The organism is Aliisedimentitalea scapharcae (genome assembly GCF_045277565.1).
In the GTDB taxonomy this organism is placed as follows: Bacteria; Pseudomonadota; Alphaproteobacteria; order Rhodobacterales; family Rhodobacteraceae; genus Aliisedimentitalea; species Aliisedimentitalea scapharcae.
In genome coordinates this window covers 605,480-623,873 of sequence record NZ_CP123584.1, presented here as the reverse complement: position 1 = coordinate 623,873, position 18,394 = coordinate 605,480, and the positions used below count along the sequence as shown (strand labels likewise).

Annotated in this window: 19 protein-coding genes; 13 read left to right on the top strand and 6 right to left on the bottom strand. The window is 59.0% G+C overall.

All coding sequences use genetic code 11. From position 1 onward, the window contains the following. Positions 1-4 precede the first annotated feature (4 nt). Genes QEZ52_RS02900 through QEZ52_RS02890 form a run of 3 tightly spaced genes read left to right on the top strand, consistent with a single transcriptional unit; the run spans position 5 to position 3,108 of the window. Positions 5-1,195, top strand: a complete 1,191-nt coding sequence (locus QEZ52_RS02900; protein ID WP_406647833.1) for a diaminopropionate ammonia-lyase — start codon at positions 5-7, stop codon at positions 1,193-1,195. Next, complete coding sequence (locus tag QEZ52_RS02895; protein WP_406647832.1) at positions 1,188-2,342, top strand: M24 family metallopeptidase; 1,155 nt, start codon at positions 1,188-1,190, stop codon at positions 2,340-2,342. The genes QEZ52_RS02900 and QEZ52_RS02895 overlap by 8 nt, the downstream gene beginning before the upstream one ends. Before the next feature lie 22 nt (positions 2,343-2,364). Continuing rightward, the gene (locus tag QEZ52_RS02890) at positions 2,365-3,108 is read left to right on the top strand and encodes an Asp/Glu racemase (protein ID WP_406647830.1); all 744 of its coding nucleotides are present in this window, start codon (positions 2,365-2,367) and stop codon (positions 3,106-3,108) included. A 99-nt stretch (positions 3,109-3,207) separates the two neighbouring features. On the opposite strand, the gene QEZ52_RS02885 is transcribed toward QEZ52_RS02890, so the two are convergent. Then, on the bottom strand, positions 3,208-3,909 hold the full coding sequence (locus QEZ52_RS02885; RefSeq protein ID WP_406647829.1) for a UTRA domain-containing protein: 702 nt from the start codon (positions 3,907-3,909) through the stop codon (positions 3,208-3,210). An 86-nt stretch (positions 3,910-3,995) separates the two neighbouring features. Between QEZ52_RS02885 and QEZ52_RS02880 the strand changes: the two genes are divergently transcribed. Further along, entirely contained in the window at positions 3,996-4,532 is a 537-nt protein-coding gene (locus tag QEZ52_RS02880; protein ID WP_406647828.1) for a HutD family protein, read from the top strand. Here the strand turns inward: QEZ52_RS02880 and QEZ52_RS02875 are convergent. Beyond that, positions 4,529-5,896, bottom strand: a complete 1,368-nt coding sequence (locus tag QEZ52_RS02875) for a formimidoylglutamate deiminase (protein WP_406647827.1) — start codon at positions 5,894-5,896, stop codon at positions 4,529-4,531. The genes QEZ52_RS02880 and QEZ52_RS02875 overlap by 4 nt on opposite strands. 121 nt (positions 5,897-6,017) lie before the next feature. On the opposite strand from QEZ52_RS02875, the gene hutI reads away from it, so the two are divergent. The 5 genes from hutI to QEZ52_RS02850 all read left to right on the top strand — a co-directional run bounded on the left by hutI (position 6,018) and on the right by QEZ52_RS02850 (position 11,903). Further along, a complete protein-coding gene (hutI, locus tag QEZ52_RS02870; RefSeq protein ID WP_406650281.1) occupies positions 6,018-7,196 on the top strand; it encodes an imidazolonepropionase in 1,179 nt (392 codons plus the stop codon). Beyond that, complete coding sequence (gene hutH / locus QEZ52_RS02865; RefSeq protein ID WP_406647825.1) at positions 7,193-8,716, top strand: histidine ammonia-lyase; 1,524 nt, start codon at positions 7,193-7,195, stop codon at positions 8,714-8,716. The genes hutI and hutH overlap by 4 nt, the downstream gene beginning before the upstream one ends. Beyond that, positions 8,713-9,495, top strand: coding sequence for an N-formylglutamate deformylase (gene hutG, locus QEZ52_RS02860; protein WP_406647824.1), 783 nt, complete (start codon positions 8,713-8,715; stop codon positions 9,493-9,495). Before hutH ends, hutG begins: the two co-directional genes overlap by 4 nt. Continuing rightward, entirely contained in the window at positions 9,492-11,171 is a 1,680-nt protein-coding gene (gene hutU / locus QEZ52_RS02855) for a urocanate hydratase (RefSeq protein WP_406647823.1), read from the top strand. The genes hutG and hutU overlap by 4 nt, the downstream gene beginning before the upstream one ends. A gap of 78 nt (positions 11,172-11,249) precedes the next feature. Continuing rightward, entirely contained in the window at positions 11,250-11,903 is a 654-nt protein-coding gene (locus QEZ52_RS02850; RefSeq protein WP_406647822.1) for an RluA family pseudouridine synthase, read from the top strand. 36 nt (positions 11,904-11,939) lie between these two features. Here the strand turns inward: QEZ52_RS02850 and QEZ52_RS02845 are convergent, their stop codons facing one another. The 4 genes from QEZ52_RS02845 to serB form a co-directional block, all read right to left on the bottom strand. Continuing rightward, positions 11,940-12,254: a YciI family protein gene (locus QEZ52_RS02845; RefSeq protein ID WP_406647821.1), complete on the bottom strand. Its 315-nt coding sequence runs from the start codon at positions 12,252-12,254 to the stop codon at positions 11,940-11,942. Positions 12,255-12,276: 22 nt separating this feature from the next. Next, positions 12,277-12,708 carry an SRPBCC domain-containing protein gene (locus QEZ52_RS02840; protein ID WP_406647820.1) on the bottom strand — a complete coding sequence of 144 codons (432 nt, stop codon included), beginning with the start codon at positions 12,706-12,708 and terminating at the stop codon, positions 12,277-12,279. Next, positions 12,705-13,028, bottom strand: coding sequence for a helix-turn-helix transcriptional regulator (locus QEZ52_RS02835; RefSeq protein ID WP_406647819.1), 324 nt, complete (start codon positions 13,026-13,028; stop codon positions 12,705-12,707). The genes QEZ52_RS02840 and QEZ52_RS02835 overlap by 4 nt, the downstream gene beginning before the upstream one ends. A gap of 131 nt (positions 13,029-13,159) precedes the next feature. After that, complete coding sequence (gene serB, locus QEZ52_RS02830) at positions 13,160-14,035, bottom strand: phosphoserine phosphatase SerB (RefSeq protein ID WP_406647818.1); 876 nt, start codon at positions 14,033-14,035, stop codon at positions 13,160-13,162. 170 nt (positions 14,036-14,205) lie between these two features. Between serB and QEZ52_RS02825 the strand changes: the two genes are divergently transcribed. From QEZ52_RS02825 to QEZ52_RS02810, 4 genes are all read left to right on the top strand, one after another. Then, positions 14,206-15,237, top strand: coding sequence for a cupin domain-containing protein (locus QEZ52_RS02825; protein WP_406647817.1), 1,032 nt, complete (start codon positions 14,206-14,208; stop codon positions 15,235-15,237). Continuing rightward, positions 15,234-15,932: a fumarylacetoacetate hydrolase family protein gene (locus QEZ52_RS02820; protein ID WP_406647816.1), complete on the top strand. Its 699-nt coding sequence runs from the start codon at positions 15,234-15,236 to the stop codon at positions 15,930-15,932. The genes QEZ52_RS02825 and QEZ52_RS02820 overlap by 4 nt, the downstream gene beginning before the upstream one ends. A gap of 6 nt (positions 15,933-15,938) precedes the next feature. Then, on the top strand, positions 15,939-17,111 hold the full coding sequence (locus QEZ52_RS02815) for a 3-hydroxybenzoate 6-monooxygenase (RefSeq protein WP_406647815.1): 1,173 nt from the start codon (positions 15,939-15,941) through the stop codon (positions 17,109-17,111). 202 nt (positions 17,112-17,313) lie between these two features. Continuing rightward, positions 17,314-18,360: a TRAP transporter substrate-binding protein gene (locus QEZ52_RS02810; protein WP_406647814.1), complete on the top strand. Its 1,047-nt coding sequence runs from the start codon at positions 17,314-17,316 to the stop codon at positions 18,358-18,360. Positions 18,361-18,394: the final 34 nt, after the last annotated feature.

The following is an 18,394-nucleotide window of genomic DNA, read 5'->3' as shown; positions in this document are numbered from 1 at the left end:
CAATATGACTGATGTTTACACCCAGGCCCAACTGACCCACACCACCGGCAACCCACATGGCCATACGGCAGCAACCCGCGTGTTGAGCCGGTCAGATTTCGATCAAGCCATCAGCGAAATCACCCAATGGCCAGGCTATGCCGCAACCCCGCTGGTGTCGTTGGATGATCTGGCCAGCGATCTGGGGGTGGGCGCAATCCTGTACAAGCATGAAGGCCCTCGCTTTGGGCTGGGCAGCTTCAAGGCACTGGGCGGTGCGTACGCAGCGTTGCGGGTGCTACAGCGTGAGATCGCGCGGCGTCGCGGCACAGACGTGGCGCTGGCCGATATCCGCGCTGGAAAATACGCCGACGACTGCTCCCAAATCACCCTGTGTTCTGCCACCGATGGCAATCACGGCCGGTCCCTGGCCTGGGGTTGCCAGACCTTTGGCGCACCGTGCCGGATCTACATCCATGCTGAAGTCAGCAAGGGTCGCGAAGTCGCGATGCAGGACCTGGGTGCCGACGTCGTCCGTATCGCAGGGGATTACGATGAATCTGTCGCGCTGGCCCGGAGCGAGGCCGAAGCCAACGGCTGGTTCGTGGTGTCCGATACCTCCTGGCCCGGATACAGTGAACCACCGCGCGACGTGATGGCCGGATATGGTGTCATGACACAGGAAGCCTGTGACGCCATGGATCAGGCTCCAACACATGTGTTCCTACAGGGCGGCGTTGGCGGGTTGGCCGCATCGGTCGCCGCGCGTCTGCGTCAGGTTTGGGGCGACGATACCCCGCGCGTCGTGATTGTGGAACCCGAACTGGCCGCCTGCCTGTTCGACAGCGCCAAAGCGGGCAAGGCGACCAATTTTTCCATACACCAGGAGACCATCATGGCCGGTCTTTCCTGTGGGGAACCATCGGAAATGGCGTGGGAAATTCTGGCCGAGGAATCCAGCGACTTTGTGACAATCCCAGATAGCATCGTGGCCCCCACCGTGCGGATGCTGGCCCGCCCAACAGGTGCGGCCAAAATCGTCGAAGCCGGAGAAAGCGCAGTAGCAGGCCTGGCGGCCTTGATTGCCGCCTGCAAGTCGGACCTCAAGACCACGTTGGGACTGGACGCGGGCTCGCGGGTTCTTCTGATTGGGTCCGAAGGCATCACCGACCCGGAAATCTACGCCGAGATCATGGAAGGCACCAAACATGGCTGACATCGCGCGCGGTTTTGAAGTCCGCGAATTCGAAGCGCGCACTGCCAAGGCCCAGGCACGGATGGCCGAACAGAGTTTTGACGGCCTGCTGCTGCTATCAGAACCGGAAGTGCGCTATTTCAGCGGCTTCCATACGCTGTTCTGGCAAAGCCCGACACGCCCCTGGTTCCTGTTCGTCCCACGCGAAGGCAAACCAATTGCCATCATTCCCGAAATCGGTGCCGCGCTGATGCGCACCGGGTGGCTGGATGACATTCGCACCTGGGCCGCGCCCCAGCCCGAGGATGACGGAATATCCCTTTTGACCGACGTGCTGACCCCGCTGGCGGACCGCGGCGCGACTCTGGGCGTGATGAAAGGGCATGAAACCGGGCTGCGTATGCCGCTGGGTGATTATGAAAGGTTGATGTCAGGGCTGACAGGATTGCATGTGCGCGATTGCACCGGGTTGATCCGGGATCTGCGAATGGTGAAATCCGAGGCCGAGATCGAAAAGCTGGCGCACATCTGCGCCATCGGCTCGCGCAGCTTTGCGCAGGTCGAGAGCTTTGCCCATGCTGGACAGCCTTTTGCCGATACATTTCGCGCCTTTCGCCGCGAAGCGCTGGCACAGGGGGCCGATGACGTGCCCTATTTGGTCGGCGGCGCAGATCAGGGCGGTTATCACGATGTGATTTCCCCCCCGTCTATGCGCCCCCTGCAGACCGGCGACATCATGATGCTGGACACCGGGGCCACGTTTGACGGGTATTTCTGCGACTTTGATCGCAACTGGGCCATCGGGCGCGCTGATGACGCGTCCAAACATGCCTACGACACCCTGTGGCGCGCCACCGAGGCGGGCCTGACCGCAGCCAGCCCCGGTGCCACCTGCGCTGATCTGTTCCGGGCGATGATGTCGGTGATCGGTGAGGCAGATGGTGACGTTGGGCGTTTGGGTCACGGTCTGGGCATGCAGCTGACCGAATGGCCGTCCCACGCCGCATGGGATGAAACCGTTCTAACGGAAAACATGGTACTGACACTGGAGCCGTCCATGGGCTACGGTGATGGTCGGATCATGGTTCACGAGGAAAACATCGTGGTCCGCGACGGCGCTGCGCAATTGCTCAGCACCCGCGCCGCGCGGGAATTGCCCATCATATGATCCGGACACCAGGGAGAGCGTCATGAAGCTGGATTTTGAAACCGACGCGGGGGTCGGAACCCGGGCCAAGATGGGGCTGATCGTTTTGGAAACCGACGAATCCCTGGAGCCTGAGCTGGCCCGGGTCGCCGGCCTGCCGGGCGTGGCCATCTATCATACACGAATCCCGATGGTCGCCGAGATCAACCCCGAGACGCTGATGCGGATGAAACAGGATCTGCCTGCTGCTGCCAATGCCTTGCCAGAGCCGATGGAATTTGACGTGATCGGATATGGCTGCACGTCGGCTTCGACGGTGATCGGGTCTGATGCGGTACGCGATGCTGTGCGCACAGCGCGCCCGGGCGTTCAGGTCACTGATCCGCTGCGGGCCGCAATTGCCGCCTGTCAGGCCCTGAACGTCACGCGACTGGGGTTCGTGACACCCTATATCCCGGAAGTCTCCAACAGGATGCGGACCAAGCTGGAAGACGCAGGGATCGAGATCACCGGTTTCGGGTCGTTTGAAGAAAGCGACGACCGTGTCGTGGCCCGGATCTCCGAAGCATCCGTCCTGAGCGCGATCGAAACCGTGGCCGCCCAGGCGTCTTGTGATGCAGTGTTTGTGTCCTGCACCAACCTGAGGATCCTGAACATTCTGGAACAGGCCGAAGCGAGGATCGGGTGCCCGGTGATATCCAGCAATCTGGCATTGAGCTGGCATATGTTGCGCCTGTCTGGCGTTTCAGAGCCGCGCATCGGGTTTGGGAAGTTGCTGCAAGTCTGAGGAAGATTTGGGGCGCTGCCCCCCGCGTTGCAATCCCATAGGGTTTCCTCCTCCACCCGAGGTGGGTTTGATCAGAACGAAACCGTACTCTCAAAGAGATCAGTAACGGGTGCTCATCCGATAGCCGGGGTGGTAGCTCATTCTTACATAAGTGACAGGCTGACCTTGAAACCAGGTGGTCCGGTCAAGCTGCAAAACGGGTGTGGCCAATGGTATGGCCAGAAACTCCGACAATGACGCGTCCGCTGCGACGGATGTCAGACCGATCTCCGCATCGGTAAAGGGCACCCGCTCGAGCAGCCATTCATTTGGTCCCAGGGATGCAAAATCTGCCTCGAGGACATCAGGAACCGCATCGACATTGATCCAACGATTTTCGAATTGAAACGGTCGGTTGTCGGCATAATGCATACATTTCACCTGTAACGCGCGCGCGCGATCCGGCAGGTTCAACTGGGCCGCCAACCAATCGGGAGCGGTGGCCAGGGTGCGCTGTACCAAAGCATATCGATAGGTTGCGTTGGTTTCTTCAATGGTGTGGCGCACAACGGCAATTTCGAACACGGCCTGTTTTACCGGTGCCACAGCCACCCGCGTGCCGCTTTTGCGTTTACGATCGACGATACCGCGTTCGGCCAATTCACGCATGGCCCTGTTGACTGTCGCACGCGCACAGCCGAATTCTTCCGCCAGTTCGAATTCGGTGGGCAACAGGGTGCCCTGAGGCCATTCGCGATCCTGAATTCGGCGGATCACTTCGTCGCGTACGTCCTGGAAGCTGGTTTTTCGGCTATTGGTCACTTAGGTTCCGATATCTGGAAGGATTATGTTCTGGTTATCGTGATTATGTCTGCGATTATGTCCGGATCACAAAGGAGACGCAACCGATGCGCTTTGATATTGCAATCTGCCCGCCGGTGCCCTGGAAAAATGGCGGCGGGATGACCCGGATGTTGATGTCACAGGAGGGACCGAATGGGCTGTCCTGGCGTCTGAGCCTGGCGGACATACAGACCGACGGGCCATTTTCGTCATTTCCCGGATTGCAGCGAATCCTGACCATCGTGTCCGGGGACGGGATCGACCTGTTCAATTCGGACCACCGCCTACTGGCGCGCCCCTATCAGCCTGTGTCCTTTTCAGGTGATCTGGCGTTGGACAGCCAGCGTGTCGGGGCGGACACAAGAGCATTCAACCTGATGTTTGATGCGGATCAGATCCGGGGCGACGTCCACGTGCTGCAAACTGGGCGATCGGATCTTTCGGGGACAAATGTTGTTTTTGTCATGCAGGGGGCGGTTCGGATTTTCGGACAACCCGACCTGCAAGATGGGCAGGGAGCCCGATTGGAAGGATCCACACAGATTCAGGCCGAACCGGGAGCGTCCGGCCTGATTGTCTCTTTGGAGTCCCGATCTGTTTAGATCGACGCCAGAAGGGATTTGATTGCGACACCGTAGTTGGCAGTGATTTCCGCACGAGCGACATGTTGACCGTTCTGGACTTGATGACGGCCAGCAGACCACAGATCGGTGACAACCCGATCCTTGGCAGCAAAACACAGGCCATCCAAAAGCTGATCATCCCGCAGCGCAACCAAGGCCGGATCGGCACTGTCAATTGCCACCAGATCTGCAAATTTGCCCACAGCAATGGCACCGCTGCTGCGCCCTACGGCGGTGGCACCTCCGGCGGCTGACCCCATGTAAAGGACTTCGCCCACCGACCCTTCGCCCGGGATCATGACATTGCGGCTAATGTCGCGCAAACGCTGGGAGTATTCGAGCATCCTTAGTTCCTCGGTCAAGGAAATGCAAACGTTTGAATCCGAGCCGAGCCCAAATGCGCCCCCCTCTTCCAAGTAGGCAGGGCCGTTGAACGGACCGTCGCCCAGATTGGCCTCGGTGATCGGGCACAGGCCGGCCACCGCGCCCGACCGGGCCATGTCACGGGTTTCCGAGTCGGTCATATGCGTGGCATGAATCAAACACCAATTGCTGTCGACCGGAGCGTTCTCCAACAGCCATTCGACAGGGCGCGCGCCAAGCCAGGATTGGATATCCTCGACTTCCTTGGGTTGCTCGGAGATGTGGATGTGGATCGGGTTTCCAGCGGCAACTGGAAGAACCTCGGCCAAATCTTCGGGGCACGTGGCCCGCAGCGAATGTGGCGCGATGCCGACACGGGTATCTGCGGGCAGCGTCGCCTCAGCCACGGCCCGAGCTTCGCCCACCAGGTCGGCGAATTGGGCAACCGAATTGCCAAACCGCATCTGACCACCGCTCAGATCAGCACGCCCAGCGCCACCATAGGAATAGAGAACCGGCAAATGGGTCAGCCCGATCCCGGTTTGATCCGCCGCAGAAAATACCCGCTGGCTCAACTCGCTGACCTGATCGAAACGTCCCCCGCCATTCTGATGGTGCACATAATGAAACTCACCAACCGATGCATAGCCAGCTTCCTGCATCTCCATGAACACCAGCGCAGCGATGGCCTGGTATTGTTCGGGCGTCACATTCTGCATGAATTGATACATCAAGGTGCGCCAGGTCCAGAAGCTGTCGCGCCCGGCTGCGCGCACCTCGGTCATGCCGGCCATAGCCCGTTGGAACGAATGCGAATGCAGGTTGGCCAGCGCAGGCAACAACACATCCACCATGATGTCGCCCTGCTGGGGTGTCACATCCGTCTCTATCGCGGTGATTTTGCCGTTCTCATGACTGACCCGCACATTTCTTTGCCATCCGGCATCGGTTCTGGCGCGCTGCGCGAAAATCGTCTGCATGTGATCCTCTTATGTCTAGACATAATAATCTTAAACGCATACCTTAAATACAGCAAGCAGAATGAAGGGATCGGATTCGGTGACAAGGGATTTTGTTCTGACCGGGGCGCGCATCGCGACAATGAACACCGGTGAAACGCCTTATGGGCTGATCAAAGACGGCGCGGTTGCGGTTCGAAATGGCGTGATCGAATGGGTCGGAGATACAGGAGACTTGCCTGCATCCTACGCTGGCCTGACCGCTCGGGATATGGCGGGACGTCTGATGACACCCGGCCTGATCGACTGCCACACGCATATTGTCTTTGGTGGCCATCGGGCATTGGAATTCGAAATGCGCCTGAATGGTGCCAGCTATGAGGAAGTTGCCCGGGCTGGTGGCGGCATCGTGTCCACCGTGACGGCGACCCGCGCAGCGTCGATCGAGACCCTGATCGCAAATGCCCTGCCCCGTCTGGACGCGTTGATCGCCGAAGGTGCAACCGTGGTCGAAGTCAAGTCCGGCTATGGGCTGGATCGCGAAACCGAATTGAACATGCTGCGCGCTGCCCGCACGCTGGCAACACTGCGCCCAGTGACGATCAGGACCACGTTTCTGGGAGCCCATGCAACACCGGCCGAATACAAGGATCGCGATGACCACTATATCGACGAGGTCTGTATCCCGACCCTGCGCGCCGCCCATGCCGAAGCGCTGGTAGACGCCGTCGACGGATTCTGCGAAGGCATCGCCTTTCAACCCGATCAGATCGAACGGGTGTTCCAGGTCGCGGCGGAACTGAACCTGCCGGTCAAATTGCACGCCGAACAGCTGAGCCATCTGGGGGGGACCCAATTGGCGGCCCGCTATGGGGCGCTGTCGGTTGACCACGTGGAATATGCCAATGACGACGACGCCAGGGCGATGGCCGACAGCGGATCGGTCGCGGTCATCCTGCCCGGGGCGTTCTACACCATTCGCGAAACACAGGTGCCCCCCATCGGATCATTCCGCAATCGCGGCGTGCCGATGGCGCTGGCCACAGACTGCAACCCCGGATCATCGCCTCTGACCTCGCTGCTGCTGACCATGAACATGGGCTGCACCCTGTTCCGCATGACCCCCGAAGAGGCACTGGCTGGTGTCACTCGCAACGCCGCCAAGGCGCTGGGTCTGAAGGATCGTGGCCAGATCGCCCCCGGCATGGTGGCCGATCTGGCGATCTGGGACGTCGAAACCCCCGGAGAGCTCTCTTATCGCATCGGGTTCAACCCGCTCCACTCACGCATTTACGCTCAGACGCAAGAAGGTACATCATGATTTCAATGACGCCCGGCGAAGTCACGCTCGTCACGCTGCAAGAGATCTACCGCAACCTAACACCGGCGCGGTTGCATCGCGCGGCCCGACCCGCCGTCGAAGCCGCCGCCCAGATGGTGGCAGACGCCGCCGCCGGCAGCGAAGCCGTCTATGGCATCAACACAGGGTTCGGTAAGCTGGCCAGCACCAAGATTGCCCCAGAAGACACCGAGACCCTGCAACGCAACCTGATCCTGTCGCATTGCTGCGGTGTCGGCGATCCGCTGCCCGAAGACAAAGTCCGCCTGATGATGACGCTGAAGCTGTTGTCGATGGGCCGGGGCGCTTCTGGTGTGCGTTGGTTGGTGATCGAACAGATCGAAAACATGCTGGAGCACGGAGTTCTCCCTGTGGTTCCCTCTCAGGGGTCTGTTGGGGCTTCGGGTGATCTGGCCCCCTTGGCCCATATGGCAGCCGCAATGATCGGCGCTGGCGAAGCCACATTTGAAGGTGCCCGCATGCCCAGCGCGGAGGCATTGGAAAAGGCCGGGTTGCAGCCGATCGTTCTGGGCCCCAAAGAAGGTCTGGGGCTGATCAATGGAACGCAGTTTTCAACCGCCTGTGCCTTGGCCGGGCTATTTGATGGCTGGCGGCTGGCCGAAGCGTCCATGGTGATTGCCTCGTTGACCACGGACGCGATCATGGGGTCGACTGCACCTCTGGTGGCGGACATCCATACGCTGCGCGGTCACGCGGGACAGATCGATGTCGCCCGCGAAATGCGCGCCATCATGGAGGGGTCGGAAATCCGCGAAAGCCATCGCGAAGACGACACTCGTGTCCAGGATCCCTATTGTATCCGCTGCCAGCCACAGGTTGTCGGTGCCGCACTGGACGTGCTGCGCATGGCCGCCAAAACGCTGGAGATCGAAGCCAACGCCGTCACCGACAATCCGCTGGTTCTGGTGAACGAAGGGCGCATCGTATCGGGCGGCAACTTCCACGCCGAATATGTCGGCTTTGCCGCTGATCAGATCGCGTTGGCCGTGGCTGAAATTGGTGCCATCGCCCAGCGCCGCGTTGCGCTGATGGTCGACCCAACGCTCAGCTTTGATCTGCCACCGTTCCTGACCCCGAATCCGGGTCTGAACTCGGGCTTTATGATCGCCGAGGTGACCACCGCCGCGCTGATGAGCGAGAACAAGCATCTCGCCAATCCTTGCGTAACAGACTCTACTCCGACCTCCGCCAACCAGGAGGACCACGTGTCGATGGCCGCCCATGGTGCGCTGCGTCTGGGCCGGATGAACACCAACCTGTCGGTCATCCTGGGGGTCGAACTGCTGTGCGCCGCGCAGGGTGTTGAAGCCCGCAGCCCGCTGGCCACCTCCACCCGATTGCAGGACGTTATCAACGCGCTGCGCGCCAATGTGCCGTCGCTGGAAGATGATCGCTATCTCGCACCAGATATCGAAGCCGCATCCGCCATGGTGCGCGCGGGCGAAATCGCGGCCGCTGCTGGTATCGAGGTGGCCGCATGATCGAAATCACCCAAGGCACATCTCCGCTGGTGTTGGGGCTGCCCCACACCGGGACCGATGTGCCCGACGACATCTGGGGTAATCTGAACGAGACCGGACAGGGGTTGGCTGATACTGATTGGCACATCCAAGATCTCTATGACGGGGTGGTGGAAAACGTCACAACGGTACGCACGCCGATCCACCGTTATGTGATTGACGTGAACCGCGACCCAGCTGGGGTCAGCCTGTACCCCGGCCAGAACACCACCACTTTGGTGCCGATAACCGATTTCGACGGGAACCCGATCTGGCGCGAGGGTTGCGAACCGGATGAGGCAGAGATCATCCGCCGCCGCGAGGCGTTTCATGCGCCCTATCATGCCGCGTTGGAGGCCGAGATGGAACGGGTCAAGGAAATCCACGGGTTTGCCATTCTCTATGATTGCCATTCGATCCGCGGCGACATCCCGTTTCTGTTTGACGGGCGTCTGCCGGATTTCAATGTCGGGACCAATCTGGGCACCACCTGTGATCCTGCGATCGAGGCCATGACCGTGGCCCGATGTGCCGCCGCCGATGGGTACACCGACATCCTCAACGGTCGGTTCAAAGGCGGCTGGACCACTCGTCACTATGGCCGCCCTGCCGAAGGGCTGCACGCCATCCAGATGGAATTGGCCCAGGCCACCTATTGCCAGGAAAGCCCCCCCTGGAGCTATGAAGCTGACCGCGCGACCCGGTTGCGCACACATCTCACCGATATTCTCACCGACCTGCAGAACTGGAGACCCGCATGAGCGATCCCCGTAAGAACACCCGCGACGTTTTCCCCCCCACCGGCACCGAGATCACGGCCAAATCCTGGCTGACCGAAGCGCCAATGCGGATGCTGATGAACAACCTCCACCCGGATGTAGCCGAAAACCCGCATGAATTGGTGGTTTATGGCGGCATCGGCCGCGCCGCCCGCACCTGGAAAGATTTCGACCTGATCGTCGAAACCCTGAAGGGCCTTGAAGAAGACAAGACCCTGTTGGTGCAATCGGGCAAACCGGTTGGAGTGTTCCAGACCCACAAGGACGCGCCGCGCGTTCTGATCGCCAACTCCAATCTGGTGCCGCATTGGGCCAACTGGGACCACTTTAACGAGCTCGATAAAAAAGGCCTGATGATGTACGGCCAGATGACCGCCGGGTCCTGGATCTACATTGGCACCCAAGGCATCGTTCAGGGCACCTATGAGACCTTTGCCGAGGCCGGGCGTCAGCATTTTGACGGCGATCTGACCGGCAAATGGATCCTGACCGGTGGTCTTGGCGGCATGGGCGGAGCGCAACCTTTGGCAGCTGTATTTGCCGGGGCCTGTTGTCTGGCCGTGGAATGCAACCCTGACAGCATCGATTTCCGCCTGCGCACCAAATATCTGGACGAAAAGGCCGAAACCCTGGACGAAGCGTTGGAGATGATCGAGCGTTGGACCGCTGCTGGCGAAGCCAAATCCGTGGGTCTGCTGGGCAATGCCGCGGATGTGTTTGCCGAACTGGTGGAACGCGCCAAGGCGGGCGGCACAAAACCCGATATCGTCACCGACCAGACATCGGCCCACGACCCGGTCAACGGCTACCTGCCGCAGAACTGGACCATGGCCCAGTGGAAGGACATGCGCGAAAAAGACCCTAAAGCAGTGGAAAAAGCTGCCCGAGCATCAATGAAGGTGCAGGTTGCGGCAATGTGCGAATTCCACGCGATGGGCATTCCAACCGTGGATTATGGCAACAACATCCGGCAGATGGCGCTGGAAGAAGGTTTGGAAAACGCGTTCGATTTCCCCGGCTTTGTCCCCGCCTATATCCGTCCGCTGTTCTGCAAGGGCATTGGCCCGTTCCGCTGGTGTGCTCTGTCGGGTGATCCCGAAGATATCCGCAAGACCGACGCCAAAATGAAAGAACTGTTCCCTGACAACGCTGACCTGCATCGTTGGTTGGACATGGCGCAGGAACGCATCGCGTTCCAGGGCCTGCCGGCGCGGATCTGTTGGATCGGCCTGGGTGATCGTCACAAAGCGGGTCTGGCGTTCAATGAGATGGTCCGCACTGGCGAACTCTCGGCCCCGGTTGTCATCGGCCGTGACCATCTGGATTCGGGTTCTGTTGCCTCACCCAACCGTGAGACAGAATCGATGATGGACGGCTCGGACGCGGTGTCGGATTGGCCGCTGCTGAACGCGCTGCTGAACACCGCATCCGGCGCGACCTGGGTTTCGCTACACCATGGTGGTGGTGTTGGCATGGGCTTCTCTCAGCACTCGGGCGTGGTGATCTGTTGTGACGGCACCGAAGATGCTGATCGCCGTATCGGTCGTGTGCTGTGGAACGACCCTGCAACTGGTGTGATGCGCCATGCAGATGCAGGGTATGATATCGCCAAAGATCATGCCCGCGAATGCGGCCTGAACCTGCCTGGCATTCTCTAAAATAGGTTGCGGCCATCCGACCAGGGTGGCCGCTTCTCCCACTGGCCATTTGCGCCAAATCATGCGACCTGTGCGCGTATGAGCACCGGTACAGACTACACCCCCCCGCAAACCCCGCTGGACGTCCTGCACGAGGACAGCGATATTGTTGTTGTCAACAAACCTGCTGGTCTGTTGTCGGTTCCCGGGCGCGGCGAGCATCTGTCGGATTGCCTGTTGGCCCGTGTGCAGGTTGCCTTCCCTACCGCCTTGTTGGTGCACAGGCTGGACAGGGATACATCGGGGGTGATGGTGTTCGGATTGACACCGCATGCCCAGCGCCATCTGTCGATGCAATTCGAAAAACGGTCGACCAAAAAGACCTATGTCGCCCGTGTTTCCGGTCGACTGGAACCCAAGACGGGTACAGTGGATCTGCCGCTCATCGTGGATTGGCTGAACCGTCCTTTGCAAATGGTGTGCCACGAGACGGGCAAACCCTCAGTAACGGATTGGCGGGTGGTCAAATATGGTGCCGGGGAAACCAGGGTGCGGCTGACACCCAGAACCGGGCGAACACATCAACTGCGGGTGCATATGCTGGCGATGGGTCACCCCATGTTGGGCGACCCGCTGTATGCACCGGAAACGATGGATCAATATGGCCGCCTGATGCTGCATTCCGAAGAATTGCGGCTAAAACACCCTGAAAACGAGAAATCCATGAAATTCCGGGCCAAGGCCGAATTTTGAACAGGGCCGACACAACCGGGGCCCTGTTCCAATCGCTTACATTTCGTGGACTTCGGCCACTTCTACGGACCCGGACCCGTCCACAACCATCGGACAGCCTTTGGCCACTTCGCAGGCGGCCGCAATGTCAGCCGCCTGTATAACAGAGTAACCGGAAATCGGGTTGGCACCGCCATCATCAGCGACACCGCCACCAGACACGGTTTTTGACATGCCCACAGGCGCGCCGGGGATCACCAGGTCATCGCCCATTCCCCCCATCCAGGCCTGCCAGGCAGCCATGACTTTGGCGCCTTCTTCAGGGGTATCGGGGGTTTTTCCGCCGTGATAGGCAAATACGAACTGTGGCATAATATCTTCCTCCTGTTGAAAATCAGTTGAGTTTTGCAGTGAGTTTGCTCAATGCCGAGCTCCAACCGCGTTCGTGGCTTGCGCTCATTTCGCTGTCATCCAGATCCCGGTGATCAATGGTCAAACGCGCACCCGTCGCGGTTTCGGACACGCTGAATGTCACATGGCTTTCTGGTCCGCGCTGATCCTGATCGTCATGCCACCCCCAAGTGAAGCCAACGGACTTTGGCGGATCCACATGGGTCACCTGTCCAGAGACCTTGAATTTCTGCCCGCTATCGTCACCGACCATCACGGACAGCCAAGGCCCGGGTTTGGTCAGGTTCAGATCATGTTCGCCAATGGTCATCCCTTCGGGCCCCCACCATTGCAACAATTTGGCCGGATCGGTCAGCCAGACATACAGACGATCAGGGGTTACAGGAAAATCGCGTTCCAGACGCAGGTCGGTCATTCCAATTCCTCTTCGCGTATCGCCGCCTCCAGGCGGTCCAGGCTGCTGTTCCAGAAATCACGTCGCGAAATCGTCCAATTGGCGATCAGCTGTATACCTTCGGGGCGCGCGGAATAGAGCCGCCGCGTCCCATCGGCGCGCTGTTCAATCAACCCCGCTTCGCGCAGGACCTTGAGATGCCGCGAGATCGCCGGGGCCGAGATCCCAGATCCTCGCACCAGATCCCCGGCGGGTAGTTCACCGTGATCCATAAGTTGTTCGACGATGGTCAGACGGGTTTCGTCAGACAGGGCCGAAAATGTTCTAAGCAAAGGTGCCATGCTCTGATCATTAATCATTTTGTTAATTAACGCAATAGTTAATTTATGGATAGCAATAGATTGTTTGACGTTTCCGTCGCTCCGCCACGAGCCCGTGTTTTCATTGTGTTATTCGTTGCGTTCTTCGCCGTTCAGGCGGCAAATTCCGCTTTGGAATAGCCTTGGAGATACAACAGGGCCGTCAAATCACCGTGGTTGATCCGGATATCGCATTGTGCTGCTACGGATGGTTTGGCGTGCAGCGCCACCCCTGCGCCTGCCCGGCCCAACATGCCCAGATCATTGGCACCATCGCCCACCGCGATCACATCGAATTCGGAAATGCCCAAACGCGCCGAGATGTCTTCGAGCGCCTGCACCTTGGCCTCGCGCCCCAGAATTGGATGCCCAACATCTCCGGTCAGCTTGCCGTTTTCGATATGCAGCGTGTTGGCACGGTTTTCGTCAAACCCCAGGGCCGATGCCACATAGGCCGTAAATGCGGTGAACCCACCAGAGACCAACGCCGCATACCCGCCGTTTGCTTTCATTGTCGCCAACAAAGCCCGGCCACCTGGCATCAGGGTGATCCGTTCCGCCAGAACTTTGGCAATCACGTTTTCATCCAGCCCTTTGAGCAGCCCAACCCGTTCGATCAACGCCCCTTCAAAGTCCAATTCTCCATTCATGGCCCGGGCGGTGATGTCCTTGACGTGATCCCCCACTCCAGCTTCATCTGCCAATTCGTCGATACACTCCTGCTGGATCATGGTGCTGTCCATATCCGCCAGAAGCATCTTCTTGCGCCGTCCCTGTTCAGGCTGAATGATCAGATCGACCGCCATCCCCTGAAGGTCCTGCCACACAGCCCATTGGTTGTCGGGTTTGGTTTCCAGTTGAAATTCTGCAGCCTCATCCACGGACAGCCACTGGGCCTCTCCGCCACCCCAGGCATTGCGTAGGGAGTCCACCAAAGCGGGATCCAGCGCAGGATTGGCAGGAGAGGTCAGAAGAGTGGCATAAAACATGATGTGCGGATCCCCGAGCTTGCAAAGGCCACGATGGCCTGTTGCGATGCCTTTTGGACCGATTGCGACCAAGTTTCAATGCGGCGTACAGGACCCAAAAGCGAGCAAAGCTTGACTTGTTAGGGTGTATACTTATCAATTAAGGGCGTCACTCAAAGAGGAACATCGCCATGACGGACGAACTGGGACGCCTCGAAGATCTGCCTCAGGACTATCGGGAAGAGCTGGTCGCCGCAGGTGTTGCGCCGCTCTGGCCGATGATGCGCAATGTTCTGCCCCACGATGCGCCGGTACCGAAAACCCGTGCGGGGTACTGGAACTATCAGACCATTCGCCCGCTGTTGATCAAGGCCGGTGCGCTGACCCCGGTGGAAAAGGCAGAACGTCGGGTTCTGGTCCTGTCTGACCCCGGTCGCGGCGTCGGCGCGATGCAGGCCACCTCGTCAATCTATCTAGGGCTGCAATTGCTGTTGCCAGGTGAATCTGCGCCAGCTCATAAACATACTCCGTCTGCTGTGCGCATCGTTGTCGAAGGCGAAGGCGGCTATACCGTGGTTGACGGTGAACGCCTCCCCATGTGCGAAGGCGATCTGGTGATGACGCCAGGTGGCGACTGGCACGATCACGGCCATGATGGCACGGACCCGGTGGTCTGGCTGGATGCGTTGGATCTGCCGCTGTTTGTCTATCTCGAAGGGTCTTATGCCATCGGCGGCGACCTTCAGGCCCAGCGCAACCGCCCAGATGCCAGCGCGGTTGAATATGCCGCCGCAGGGATGGTCCCCACCCGAGTGCGCCAACAGGCCGTGCGGCGCTATCCAATGATGCGCTATCCGTGGGCGAGTGCGGAACGGGCATTGCGGGCCATGGCTGCGCATGGAGAGGTGGCCGAGCTCGACTACATCAATCCCGAGACCGGCACCGACGTGCTGCCAACCCTGGGTTTTACCGCCATGATGTTGCAGCCAGGTGAAATCGTGACCCCGCCTCTGCGGTCCAGTTCAGCGGCGTTTCACGTGGTGCGCGGCACAGGACGAACAACCATCAACGGAGAACCGTTTGACTGGGGCCCCAAAGACACCTTTACCGCCCCTGTTTTTGCCGATCTGATACACGAGGCTGACGACGAAAGCTTTTTGATCCGCATACACGATCGCCCACTGCAGGACCGCCTGGGCTATTACGAGGAAAGACCCCGATGACATCCCCCCTGTTCGAATTGCCCGCTATTCCGATGATCCCGGTCAACGGTGAAGATAACGCATTTCCCATTGGACGTATTTTCTGCGTCGGGCGCAACTACGCCGCCCATGCAGCGGAGATGGGGCACGAGGTCGACCGTGAAGCACCGTTCTACTTTACCAAATCCCCCGCCAATGCGATCCTGAGCGGCAGCGAAACCGCCTATCCTCCCGGAACCGAGAATTTCCACTATGAAATGGAGCTGGCCGTCGCCATCGGCAAGCCGGTGTTCCGTGCAACCGCTCAACAGGCGTGGGATGCGATCTATGCCTATGGCTGTGCGCTCGACATGACCCGGCGTGATTTGCAGATTCGGGAACGTAACAAACAGCGCCCCTGGGATCTGGGCAAAGACGTTGAGAATGCCGCGGTATTTGCCCCTCTGACCAAGGCCGGCGACTGGAGCCCCCTGGACGCGACCCGTATTCATTTGGCTGTCAACGGTGACACCAAACAGGATGCCACGCTCGAAGAGCTGATCTGGAAGCTGGATGAGATCATTTGCCATCTATCCGGGTTTTACCACTTGCGACCTGGGGATCTGATCATGACCGGCACGCCAGCCGGAGTTGGACCGGTGGTTGCCGGGGATCAGATCACCGGTGGCATTGACGGGTTGGACCCGATCAGGCTCGACCTGAGCGCAGCGGAGTAGCCACATATGACCACGGATCGGATCGTCATTGCCGGAGGAGGGATTGGCGGTCTGGCTGCGGCCATTGGATTGGCCAATCGGGGTCGCGATGTCATCGTGTTGGAAAAGTCCGGTGCCTTTGGAGAAATCGGGGCAGGCATTCAACTGGGGCCCAATGCCTTTCACGCCTTTGACGCCCTGGGGATAGGCGACGCGGCTCGAAACATGGCCGTCTACATTGACAACCTACGCCTGATGGATGCGCTGACCGCGCGCGAAATCACCCGCATTCCTTTGGGCGAAGAATTCCGCGCCTTTATGGGCAATCCTTATGGGGTGGTGCATCGCGGTGAATTGCACCGGGTGTTCCTCAAGGCCTGCCAGGCGCACGATCGGGTCGAATTGCGGACCGACGCACGCGTGATCGGGTACGATCAGACCCAGGACCATGCCAGGGCCATTTTAGAGGATGGTCAGGCCATTCAGGGCACCGCCGTCATCGGAGCCGATGGGCTGTGGTCCAAAATTCGCAGCCAAATGCTGCACGATGGTCCGCCTCGTATTTCGGGTCACACGACCTATCGGTCGGTGATCCCGGTCGACGAAATGCCCGAAGATCTGCGCTGGAACGCGGCAACTCTGTGGGCCGGCCCCAAATGCCACATCGTCCACTATCCCCTGTCGGGCTGGAAGCTGTTCAACCTGGTGGTCACCTATCACAATGATGCACCCGCCCCGGTCGCGGGAACACCGGTGACGCATGATGAGGTGCGACAGGGTTTTGAACATGTGCATCCAAAAGCATTGCAAGTCATCGACAAAGGGTCGAACTGGAAAAAATGGGTGTTGTGTGATCGCGATCCCGTGATGACCTGGACAGATGGGAATGTTGCGCTTTTGGGCGACGCTGCGCACCCGATGCTCCAGTATTTTGCACAGGGTGCCTGTATGGCAATGGAAGACGCTGTATGTCTGGCCGAAGAGCTTTCCCGTCCAAATGTTGCACCCCAGGATGCCTTGGTGACCTATCAGGGCAAGCGCCACCTGCGCACGGCACGCGTACAGCTTCAATCGCGCGAAATCGGCACCCATATTTACCATCCCGAAGGGGCGCATGCCGATTTGCGTAACAAGTTAATGATTGAAAAAAATCCCCTAAATTGGTACGAAACGCTAAGCTGGCTTTACAAAAAAAAATAAAACTTCGGCATCTGACGGTTGATAGTTACAAATGCACTCAATACGAGTAGGGTGAAGAAATTACCCGACCGAACGGTCAGTTGTAAAATTATCTCAACTGCACTTCGAGGTTCGGGACATCTTTGCAAAGATTTTGGCAATATATTGCAATATCGTAATGGGTAGGCATTATATTGCGAGTAAGGTCAAAGGGAGGAATCATATGACCACTCGGAGAATGCTTTTGGGCGCAGTTGGCGCCGCGGCCATGATGGCCATGGGCGCAACCTCAGCCATGGCACAAGAGGTCACACTGAAACTGCACCAATTCCTGCCTGCGCAGGCAAATGTGCCAAAGCTGATTCTGGACCCCTGGGCCGACAGCATCGAAGAAGCGTCGGGCGGGCGGATCAAAATTGATCGCTTTCCGTCGATGCAGCTGGGCGGCAAGCCCCCAGAGCTGATGGACCAGGCCATTGATGGCGTTGCTGATATCGTCTGGACCGTTGTTGGCTACACCCCCGGTCGGTATCCATCGACCGAAGTGTTCGAGCTGCCGTTCATGATGACCAATGCGCGCGCCGTTTCCCACGCCTACTGGGAAATGTTCGACAAGCATCTGAAGGACACCGAATTCAAGGACGTCAAAATCCTGGGAACCTGGGTGCATGGCCCCGGCATGATCCACACTGCGGATCCGGTTGAAACTCCTGATGATCTGCAAGGCATGAAAATCCGTGGCGGGTCGCGTTCTGTGAACGCGCTGCTGACACAGCTGGGTGCAACCCCGGTTGGCATGCCGGTACCTGCAGTCCCCGAAGGTCTGTCCAAAGGCGTGATCGACGGCACCACGATTCCGTGGGAAGTCACCGCAGCCCTGAAGGTCCCGGAGCTGGTTGAAAACCACACCGAATTCACCGGCAAGGCCCTGTACACGCTGACCTTTGTTCTGGCGATGAACAAAGAGAAATTCGACAGCCTGCCCGCCGACCTGCAAAAGGTGATCGACGACAAATCTGGTCTGGAATTCTCGGTTTTTGCTGGTGGAACGCAATCCGATGCAGACGGCCCGTCGCGTGAAATGGCGCTGGATCTGGGAAACAACGTGATCACCCTGGACGCCGACGCGACCGCCGAATGGCGCACACTGTCTCAGCCAATTTACGACAATTGGCTGGCTGACATGGCGGAAAAAGGCAAAGACGGTCAGGCCCTGATCGACGAAGCCACCATGCTGATCGAAAAGTACACTCCGCAATACGAAAAGTAAGGCGGTCGTTCCATAAAATTTGGCCGCGGCGACT